This window comes from bacterium (assembly GCA_035295165.1).
In the GTDB taxonomy this organism is placed as follows: Bacteria; Sysuimicrobiota; Sysuimicrobiia; order Sysuimicrobiales; family Segetimicrobiaceae; genus JAJPIA01.
On the sequence record DATGJN010000081.1, the window covers coordinates 1 to 9,198 of the forward strand.

Below are 9,198 nucleotides of genomic sequence, written 5' to 3' on the forward strand. Positions count from 1 at the left end.
TTGCCAGACTCCCGCACCAACCGGACTGCCTCCGCTCGAAACTCCTTCGCATACGGTGGGCGTGTCTTCCCCACGGTGGACTCCTCTCTGGGGTCTTGACCCCCTAACGATAGGGTGTCCACCAAACCGGGTCAACTCCACTCTTCCGTCCGGTCCGCATTCACAAACAGCACCCGTGGGCGCTCCAGGTCTGCGACGATCGTCAGGTAGCGGTGGCCCTTGGTGATCGCCTTCTCGTCCACCCCCAGGCGTGGGCGGATCTCCACCGTGCGCCGCGCCAGCCCGCGGGCAACTGCCCGGGCCTTGATCCCCCACGCTTCGTCCCAGCTGATGCGCAGCAGGCCCGTCGCCCCGGTGACCGAGCACTCCCGTAGCAGGTCGATGGCGAGTCGCTCAAAGAGCATCGTGAACTGGCTGCCCGGCTCCGCCCACGGAATCGCGATCTGTTTGACGCCATGCTGGGGACACTGCACGCGGGGGATCTCGGCTTCAATCCACGTTTGCAGCTGACACGTGTCCAGGTGCCGCCACCGCCGCGGCTTGCGATCATACCCCGGCGAGCGCGTCTGACACTCCGGACACGGGAACGGGCCAGGCCCGGGGTCCACCTTCACCGTGACCTGCTCGCCTTTGACGTCGATGTCCACGGCCACCACCTTCCACGGTGGGGTGAGGCCCAGGATCGTCGCGTACAACTCCACGTCGCGCATCGCTCTGCCCCCTTCTATGTCATAGTGCGTGTCGAATAGTAGTGCTCAAGGGTGCCACTCCTGGGGAGAAGATCATATCCCCCTTGCGGCTCGACCGCCTCAGAGAGACTATCTCTCCCCGGGAGCGGCGCGGCGTCAGACCACCGATAGGGAGACGCGTCCCGAACGCCGTTGCAATAGAAGGCTGTGGCGCCGCCGCGCATGGCTCCCCCAGACGTTGGTCGGGAGGTGAGAGCTGGTGTTGTTGGTCGGGATCGATTGGGCGGATGCGGAACACGTCTACTGCTTCATGGACGATACGGGGACGACGCTGGCATCGGGGACCGTCGCCCACACCGCGGAAGAGCTGGAGCGGTTCATGGCCCTCATCCATGCACGCGTCCCGAACCCGCAAGAGGTCGCCGTCGCGCTGGAAACGTCCCAAGGCCCCCTCGTTGGCGCGCTGCTGGACCAGGGATTCACGATCTATGCGATTAATCCCAAGGCCGTCGATCGCCACCGCGAGCGCTTTCGGGTCGCCGGTGCCAAGTCGGATCTGCGGGACGCCTGGGTTCTCGCCACGCTCCTCCGCACGGATCGAGCTCTGTACCGCCCTCTCCACCCGGACTCCGAGATCGCCCAGGAATTACGGACGCTCACCCGGGACCGCGCGGAGCTCGTCCGCACCAAGACGATGCTGAGTAATCAGCTCACCGCGTGTCTGAAAGCCTATTTCCCGGAGTTTCTGACCCTGTTTCCCGATCCCGACCGGCCCGTGGCGCTGGCGGTGCTCGACGCCTTCCCGACCCGCGAGACCCTGCGCATGGTCTCGCGGAAGCGGCTGGAGGCCTTCCTGCGAAGGCACCACTCCCCGGGGAATGCCGCGAAAGCCGACCGGATTCACGCCGCCATGCAGACGCGGGGCTTTCAAATTGCCCCGGTCATCGTGCGCACCAAGGCCCGCTTGGCCCGCACTTTCGCCCAGCAGGCGCGCACCCTCACCGCGCAACTGGACGCCTACGATCGGGAGATTCAACGGATATTGCAACTCCATCCTGACGGCGAGCTCTACCGCAGCTTGCCTGGCGCTGGTGACTGTCTCGCCGCCAGGATGGTCGGGGAACTGGGCGACAATCGCGACCGGTATCGCGAGGCTGCCGTCGCCCAATGCGAGGCCGGCACCGCGCCCGTGACCCGGGCCAGCGGGACCGCCCGCATCGTCCGGGTTCGGCGCGCCTGCATTCATCCCTTGCGCGCCACGCTGTGGCAGTTCGCCTTCTGTAGCCTGCGGCGCTGCCCGTGGGCGCAGATCTATTACACGCGCGTACGGGCCCGCGGGAAGAAGCACGCCGAGGCGATTCGCATGCTCAGCAATGTCTGGCTGCGCATCATCATCGCCATGCGTCGTGACCACCGCATCTACGACGAAGCTCGGTTCCTCAACGCCCGCGCGGCTCATTTGTCACTCGCCTCTTGACATAGGGAGTCTCTCTGGGCATGAGCATAGCGCATCCTGCTTCATTCACCCACACGAAAGCCGGAAGAGCCCTTAATGTAAGGGTCACTTTTATCCCGGCGTTGACACCACCTGGTGGCGGCTACACACCTCGCTCACTGTCTGGCCGGTCTTGCGCGCCTCGTCCAGAATCTGCAGCTTCTCCTCGGCCGTCCACCGTCGCTGCGTTGCGTCCCCCATGCCACCGCACCCCCTGTCCCATAGATTCGACCTCCTCTCGGTCGGTTCCGGGAAGTGCGGGACCTCTCACTCAATTTCTGGCCGTTTTGTCCGAATACGATCTGAGCAATACAAGTTCGATGCGCTTGATGTGCTGCGTTCGCTTGCCCTATCGGACGAAGCTATCGAGCACTACCGGCTTTTCGCCCGAAAGAGGCGGAAGCTCCCGCACGAGCTTGTATGCGACAACGTCGAGAGCACTGTCGGGGTCGCGTTCGTTTTGTGGTCGGTCCGGGGGCGTCCCGCGTAGCGAGGAGAAGCCGCCATCTTCACGTGTTCGCGTCTGACCGCATCGCGTTTCCACGGGCGGCCTCCGCGTCTTCGAACGCGCCCAGGGGAGTTGGTGCGATCCCTTCCGCAATCGTGAGAGTCGAGGGCCCTCCAGACCGAACGACGCGCCAGGTGTAGGTACGCTCCGCCTGGTCGAGGAAGATCGCGTAGGCGAACCCACCCTGATACTTCGTGTCGATCGGCGTCGGCATGACGTCACCCTCTCCGTGGCTCCGTTGTTCGCCGTCGCTGTTGGCTTCTCATTTGCGCCATCGTGACCGATTGGGAAGGCATGCTGGCATACCCCTACAGCGGCCCATCGAGGTTTGCCCAGATTCCTTGCGATCAGGCTCTCAGGGCCGAGTCGGCCCGCTCGGGAGCAATTTGTCAAACACGTCGGCGATCTCCAGGAAGACCTCGACGACCCGAGGGTCAAAGTGAGAACCCGCCTGCTCACGGATGTGCGCTAGCGCCCGGTCCCGTCCCCACGCGGGACGGTAGGGACGATCCGAGCGCAGGGCGTCCCAGACGTCGACGATCGCGAAGATTCGAGCCGCGAGCGGGATCTGTTCGCCCCGCAACCCCCGAGGATACCCGCTCCCATCCCACTTCTCGTGATGGCAATACGGGATGTCGAGGGCGGGACGAAGGTAGGCGATCGGCGATAGCAGCGTGTACGCGCGCACTGGATGCTGCCGCATGAGCTGCTCCTCATCGCTCGCAAGCGATCCCGGTTTGCGCAGGATGTGGTCCGGAATCGCGATCTTGCCGATATCGTGCAGCAGCGCGCCACGACGCATGTGCACGAGCTCCGCTTCACCGACCCCCAGGGCACGCCCCAGCCGCACCGCCATCTCCGTCACGCGCCGCGAGTGCCCCTCGGTCGCCTGGTCCCGCAAGTCGAGGGCCTGAGCCCAGCCCTCCAGCGTTGTATCGTACGCAAGGGTCAACTCGACGTTCGCCCGTTGCACGTCGGCGAAGAGGCTCGCGTTGTCGATGGCGATTGCCGCCTGCACCGCCAGGGCGTCCAGAAACTCCAGCCACTCGTTGTCGCGCGCGGCCGGGCGCCGTTGGAAGACCTCCAGGACCCCCCGGACCTGCCCCTTGGCAATCAGCGGGGCCGCGCAGTAGGCGACAAACTGCTCCTCGGGAAGGAGCGGGGAGCGGGCAAGCTGGCCGGGATAGCCTACGAGATTGGGGACGTCGATGATGCGCCGCTCGAGCGCCGCCCGGCCCGCATAGCACTCCCCCAGCCGCAGGCGCGTGTAGCGGAGAGCTAGGGTCAGAAAGCCGCGCTCGGCGGCGAAGGAAAGTTCCTGGGTATGGGGATTGAGCAGGAGAATGTCCGCCGCATCCACTCGAAGCCCGCCCAGCGCCTGCTCGAGGACCACGCCCAGCGCGCGAGTAAGCTCGACGCCCCCGGTGATGGCCATGTCGATGGTGTGCAGCGCGCCCAGGCGCTGGAGCTGGCGGTCGATTTTCTCCTGCGCGCGCTTGCGCTCGGTGACGTCGAGTCCCACGCTGATGACGCCCACGATGCGACCCGTCTGATCGCGCAGGGGCTCGGCCCGGCCCTGGAAGGTCAGGGCCCGCCAGTTGAACTCGTAGGCCACAGAGTCGCCACCCAACGCCCGCCGGTGGCTCGCCACGAGGGAAGAGCCCGGAACCGTCATCTGGAAGTACGCTTGCAGCGCCATACCGAGAGGCCGGCTGTCCGTACCGTCCGCGCGGCCCGACGCGCCACCCTCGAACGACGTGAACCGCAGCTCCGCGTCGGTCGTCCACAGAAGTAGCGGCGCCTGCTCGACCACTAGCCGCAGCCGCCTGTCTCGGTCGCGCAGCTCTTCCTCTACTCGATCGCGCTCCCGCCGGACGATGGCCTCGCGCAGCTCCCGCTCGACGGCCGCGGGCAGCCGCGTCAGGTTGCCCTTCAGGAGGTAGTCGTGGGCGCCCCCCTTCATCGCCTGGACGGCGGTGTCTTCGCCGATCGTGCCCGAGACGATAACGAACGGGAGGTCGAGGCCGCTCTGACGGAGTACTTCCAGCGCGCCCCAGGCGTCGAATTGCGGCATCGAGAAGTCGCAGACGATCAGGTCCCATACTTGCGCGCGGAGCGCGGTGGCCATCGCGGGGGCGGTGTCGACGCGCTCCCAGTTCAGGATATAGCCCGCCTGGCGCAGCTGCCGTACCACGAGCGCGGCGTCGTCCTCCGAGTCTTCGACGAACAGTACTTGGAGGGGCCCACCCACCACCGCTACGGGCGCCACTGCGGTGCGCCGCGGGGAACTGGCCCCGGGCCTTGCTTCTGTCACAACGGTGGGGCCTCGTTGAGGACGAGCCAGTATACGCCGAGCTGTCGTACCGCCTCGGCGAACTGGGCGAAGTCGACGGGCTTCCGGATGTAGCTGTTGGCTCCGAGCGAGTAGCCGTTCAGGAGGTCCTGTTCCTCTCGTGAGGACGTCAGGATGACCACAGGGAGCAGCCGCGTCCGATCGTCCATGCGCACCCGACGAAGTATCTCGAGCCCGTCCGCCTTCGGCAACTTGAGGTCGAGCAGTACGACCGCCGGGGGATCATTGCGGCTCCGCGTCGCGTAGGCACCTGTGCCGAACAGGTAGTCGAGCGCCTCCGTGCCATCCTGCGCCACCACGACTTCGTTGGCAATATGGTAGCTCTTGAACGCCCGCAAGGTCAGCGCGACGTCATCCGGGTTATCTTCGACGAGCAGGATCGTTTTCGTCCCCATGCCAGCTCCTTTCCGCACCATCAGTCACTGGAGGGTGAAGTAGACGGTTGCGCCTTTGCCCACCTCCCCCTCCGCCCAGGCCCGCCCGCCGTGGCGATTGACGATGCGCTGCACGATCGCCAGCCCGATCCCCGTCCCCTCGAATTCGGCCGCGGTATGCAGCCGCTGGAAGGGGGCGAACAGCTTGTGCGAATAAGCCATGTCGAACCCGGCGCCATTGTCCCGCACGAAGACCACCGGCCCGCCCGCCTGCTTTATCACGCCGACCTCAATTTGCGGGAGCGGTTGGTCCCGCGTGAATTTCCAGGCGTTGCCGAGGAGGTTCTCGAAGACGGCCTCGAGCAGGCGGTCATCCCCGTCAGCGGTGAGGCCCGGCGCGATCGTGACCGCAACCGGTCTGTCCGGCTTTCCCTGTCGCAAGGACCGCACGACCCGTTCGGCGATCGTGGTGAGATCTACAGGCCGACGCCGCAGCTCCGCCCGGCTGAGCCGCGAGAGTGACAGCAGATCGTCGATGAGCCGTTCCATCTGCTGGGTCGCCCGGCGAATCCGGAAGAGGAAGCCCTGACCGGTGTCATCCAAGCGGCCCTGGTAGTCCTCCAGAAGGGCCTGGCTGAAGCCGTTGATGGTGCGCAACGGAGCCCGCAGGTCGTGAGCGACCGAGTAGCTAAAAGCCTCGAGCTCCTTGTTCGCCGCCCCAAGCTGCGTTGTTCGCTCCGCGACGCGCCGCTCCAGTTCGGCGTTGAGCGCCTGCACGTCCCGGTAGAGCTGTGCGCGCCCCACGGCCAGCGCGCAGCGGAAGGCCAGTTCTTGGCCCAGCTCCAGATCGGCCTCCATATAGTGCCGCCCGGACTCCGCGCTCACGAATGTCAGCGTGCCCGCGATCCCCTCGCGGGCGACGAGTGGGAGCACCATGGCGGACTGCATCCCCAGCGTCCGGAGAAGCCTCAGGTGCTCTGCGTCTCGCGCCCCTTCCGCGAGCATAGCCTCGGGGATCGTGGGATAGAGCTCCGGCTTGCCCGTGCGCAGGACTTTGGGCACCCCATGCGGCGCGTTCCAATCGGGCGGGTACCGGCGCACGAGCTCCTCGGCGAGCGCAACCTTGGCCGGGTCGGTATGCGCGGTCGCCACACGGACAATCGCCCCATGCTCGTCCACCACGTCCACGGCGCACCAGTCGGCCAGAGTTGGCACGGCGAGGCGGGCCACGGTGGCGAGCGTCGCCTTGTGGTCGAGCGAACTCGCCAGCTCTCGGCTCGCTTCGGCCAGAAACGCGAGGCGCTCTCTGGCCTCCTCTACGGCGGCACGTGCGGCCTGCTCGCGTGTGAGGAGTTGCGCTATTTCCCGCTCCGCCCGTTTCTGGAGCGTGATATCCCGGACGACGACCAGGGACGCCGCGCGTCCGCCGAAATCCAGTGTGTGGGAGACGATGTCCACGTCAATCACAGCCCCGTCCTTGCGTCGGTGGCGCCACATGCCGGATGCCTGCAGCCTGGGGCGGCCGGCGGCAACATGGTCGCGCACGCGCGGCACATCCTCGGCGGGCCGGATGTCGAGGATCGTCAACCCTAGGAACTCGTCGCGCGCATAGCCGTACTGGGCCGCGGCGGCATCGTTGACCTCGAGAAATTGAAGCGTCTCCAGATCATAGATCCACATGGGGAGGGGGTTGCTCGCGAAGAGAAGATGAAAGCCGCTGACACCGTCGACGGCGCGAACGGGCACTCCACTCATTGTGCTCCTCGTGTTAAGGAACTCGCTTTCTGTCGCATGCCGCTCTTGCCTATCTGTTCTATGCCCTTGGGGGAATCTGGTTAGACAGAACCAGCGTCCGGCCCGCGGACTCACTGGCGGCGGGGGTTGCGTTTGGCCTGGACCTGCCTTGGGAAAGCGGCGATGTACGACGATCAGAGTACGACGATAGCGCGCGGATCCGGCGCGTCGGGCGCTTACTAAGGGCCTCCGGCAACGTGCTCCCGAGGCCCACCATTGACCAACGAATCAGCTAGTTGTTTTGGTCGTCGTTGTCAGGGAGATCGGTCATCGGATTCGAGATCGTGTGCCCCAGAGGTGAAGCCGGAGCACCTCCGTGAGCAAAAGCCATCGATGTGCCGAACAACAGAACTGTTCCCAACACCAGCACCGTCAGAACGTGTCGCATTCTCGCGCTCCCCCCTCCCCAAACGTTGTGTGGATCACGACCGCCGCACGCCGGGGGTCGCATGAGAGTCGTGCCCACTTTGGGTCGGAGTTAGACGCCGCGCGACGCGGAGGCTGGACCGTCGGAGGGGAGTCTCCTACAACGTAGCAACGCCTCTTTATTGGGTGGAGTTGACCCGGTTTGGTGGACACCTCCATGAAAGCGCGCGTCAAGCCCATCAGCTCGGAACCCTTGTGGTCATACCTCCATTCGTGCCCGACGCGTACGCCGGCACACACGTAGCGATCGGACCCGCGGCTCCCTAATCCCTATCGGGGGGCCTGATGCCCATTGTCCACGGAGGGCAGCCGGGGTTCCGAACTCTCCTGAGCTGTGGAAAGCGGTCCGACGTCACCTCGCCTCGTAGCATCGACGCTGCGTCCATACTGTCCAAGCCAATTCGGCAAGCTTGCGCGCTGTGGCCGTTCGCGCATCCTGAGCACCGCGGCGCGCCTTGATCCGTTCGTAGTAGCGCCGGAGTTCCGACGAGACACGGATCGCCGCAGTGACCGCTTCGATGAACGCCCAACGAAGCCACTTGTTCCCATGGTTCGTCAATGGCCCGTGGATCACGCGGGCACCGGACGCGTACGTTGCCGGAATGAGGCCAGTGTAGCTGCCAAAGTGTTTGGCGGTTGGGAAGCGATCCATGTCGTCAACCTCGTGACGAATCAACACGGACAAGAACGCGCCAATGCCGGGCAGGCTGGCCAACCAGGTGACCACCTTGTCATGTGTGGCGAGTGTGGCAATCATGTGTTCAGTCCCTGCGATGTGGTCACGTATGACGCCCAAGAGTGCTAAGTCATCGTGCAGCAGGTTACCGTCGGGCTGTGGAAGAGTCACTTGTCGGAGCCAGCGAAGGCCGGCGACCCCATAGAGGTCCGTCACCTTGGGGCGTTCGACCACGTGCTGAGTGAGCAGGGCCTGGATCCGATTCTTTATCATCGTTTGTAGCCGGACAAGAAACATGCGCCGGCGCAGAACTCGTTTGACAGCGCGGACCTCCCGGGATGGCGCGTGAGCAGCAGGGATCAAATTCGTCCGGAGGAGATGGGCGAGGACCTGTGAATCAATGGCGTCGGTCTTGATCCGCGCGGATGCAATCGCCCGCACCTTGGTCGGATGCGCGAGGACCACTTCGTCAGCAATCTCAGCGAGCCAGTCGTACATCGGCCCCCAGAGGTAGCTTGCCTCCACGACGGCTTTCATTGGTTGGTCCAGATCGTCCAAGGCCTCGTGTACTGCAGCACCGGAACTCGAGATCTGACGGCGACGCAGAACTGCCCCAGATTCATCGACCACAGTGATGTGTGCTGTGGCTTTATGCGCGTCGACCCCGACGTATAACATCCGCTCACCTCCGCCTGAATCGCTTCCTGCGTTGTTCTGGGGTGACGCGCGCTTTCATCGTAATCCCTATCGTTAGGGGGTCAAGACCCCAGAGAGGAGTCCACCGTGGGGAAGACACGCCCACCGTATGCGAAGGAGTTTCGAGCGGAGGCAGTCCGGTTGGTGCGGGAGTCTGGCAAGTCGCTGGCGGCGATCGCGAGGGATC

Annotated in this window: 8 protein-coding genes; 1 reads left to right on the plus strand and 7 read right to left on the minus strand. The window is 65.0% G+C overall.

The annotated features are described in order from the left end of the window. Window positions 1-131 precede the first annotated feature (131 nt). Complete coding sequence (locus tag VKZ50_12745; GenBank protein ID HLJ60585.1) at window positions 132-710, minus strand: helix-turn-helix domain-containing protein; 579 nt, start codon at window positions 708-710, stop codon at window positions 132-134. A gap of 238 nt (window positions 711-948) precedes the next feature. Between VKZ50_12745 and VKZ50_12750 the strand changes: the two genes are divergently transcribed. After that, window positions 949-2,166: an IS110 family transposase gene (locus tag VKZ50_12750; protein ID HLJ60586.1), complete on the plus strand. Its 1,218-nt coding sequence runs from the start codon at window positions 949-951 to the stop codon at window positions 2,164-2,166. Window positions 2,167-2,256: 90 nt separating this feature from the next. Here VKZ50_12750 and VKZ50_12755 read toward each other — a convergent pair whose 3' ends face one another. The 6 genes from VKZ50_12755 to VKZ50_12780 form a co-directional block, all read right to left on the minus strand. Further along, window positions 2,257-2,385, minus strand: coding sequence for a transposase (locus VKZ50_12755; protein HLJ60587.1), 129 nt, complete (start codon window positions 2,383-2,385; stop codon window positions 2,257-2,259). Window positions 2,386-2,693: 308 nt separating this feature from the next. Then, window positions 2,694-2,906, minus strand: a complete 213-nt coding sequence (locus VKZ50_12760) for a hypothetical protein (protein ID HLJ60588.1) — start codon at window positions 2,904-2,906, stop codon at window positions 2,694-2,696. A gap of 141 nt (window positions 2,907-3,047) precedes the next feature. After that, the gene (locus VKZ50_12765) at window positions 3,048-4,961 is read right to left on the minus strand and encodes an HD domain-containing phosphohydrolase (GenBank protein HLJ60589.1); all 1,914 of its coding nucleotides are present in this window, start codon (window positions 4,959-4,961) and stop codon (window positions 3,048-3,050) included. Window positions 4,962-5,002: 41 nt separating this feature from the next. Then, window positions 5,003-5,440 (minus strand): response regulator, encoded by a 438-nt coding sequence (locus VKZ50_12770; protein ID HLJ60590.1) that lies wholly within the window; start codon window positions 5,438-5,440, stop codon window positions 5,003-5,005. 24 nt (window positions 5,441-5,464) lie between these two features. Then, window positions 5,465-7,174, minus strand: coding sequence for an ATP-binding protein (locus VKZ50_12775; GenBank protein HLJ60591.1), 1,710 nt, complete (start codon window positions 7,172-7,174; stop codon window positions 5,465-5,467). A gap of 817 nt (window positions 7,175-7,991) precedes the next feature. Beyond that, window positions 7,992-8,993, minus strand: coding sequence for an IS110 family transposase (locus VKZ50_12780; GenBank protein HLJ60592.1), 1,002 nt, complete (start codon window positions 8,991-8,993; stop codon window positions 7,992-7,994). Between the last annotated feature and the right edge of the window lie 205 nt (window positions 8,994-9,198).

Excerpts from the sequence above, each read along its gene's own strand:
- VKZ50_12755 (HLJ60587.1), bottom strand. The coding sequence starts at position 2,385 with ATGGGGGACGCAACGCAGCGACGGTGGACGGCCGAGGAGAAGCTGCAG.
- VKZ50_12760 (HLJ60588.1), bottom strand. The coding sequence starts at position 2,906 with ATGCCGACGCCGATCGACACGAAGTATCAGGGTGGGTTCGCCTACGCG.
- VKZ50_12745 (HLJ60585.1), bottom strand. The coding sequence starts at position 710 with ATGCGCGACGTGGAGTTGTACGCGACGATCCTGGGCCTCACCCCACCG.
- VKZ50_12780 (HLJ60592.1), bottom strand. The coding sequence starts at position 8,993 with ATGTTATACGTCGGGGTCGACGCGCATAAAGCCACAGCACACATCACT.
- VKZ50_12775 (HLJ60591.1), bottom strand. The coding sequence starts at position 7,174 with ATGAGTGGAGTGCCCGTTCGCGCCGTCGACGGTGTCAGCGGCTTTCAT.
- VKZ50_12770 (HLJ60590.1), bottom strand. The coding sequence starts at position 5,440 with ATGGGGACGAAAACGATCCTGCTCGTCGAAGATAACCCGGATGACGTC.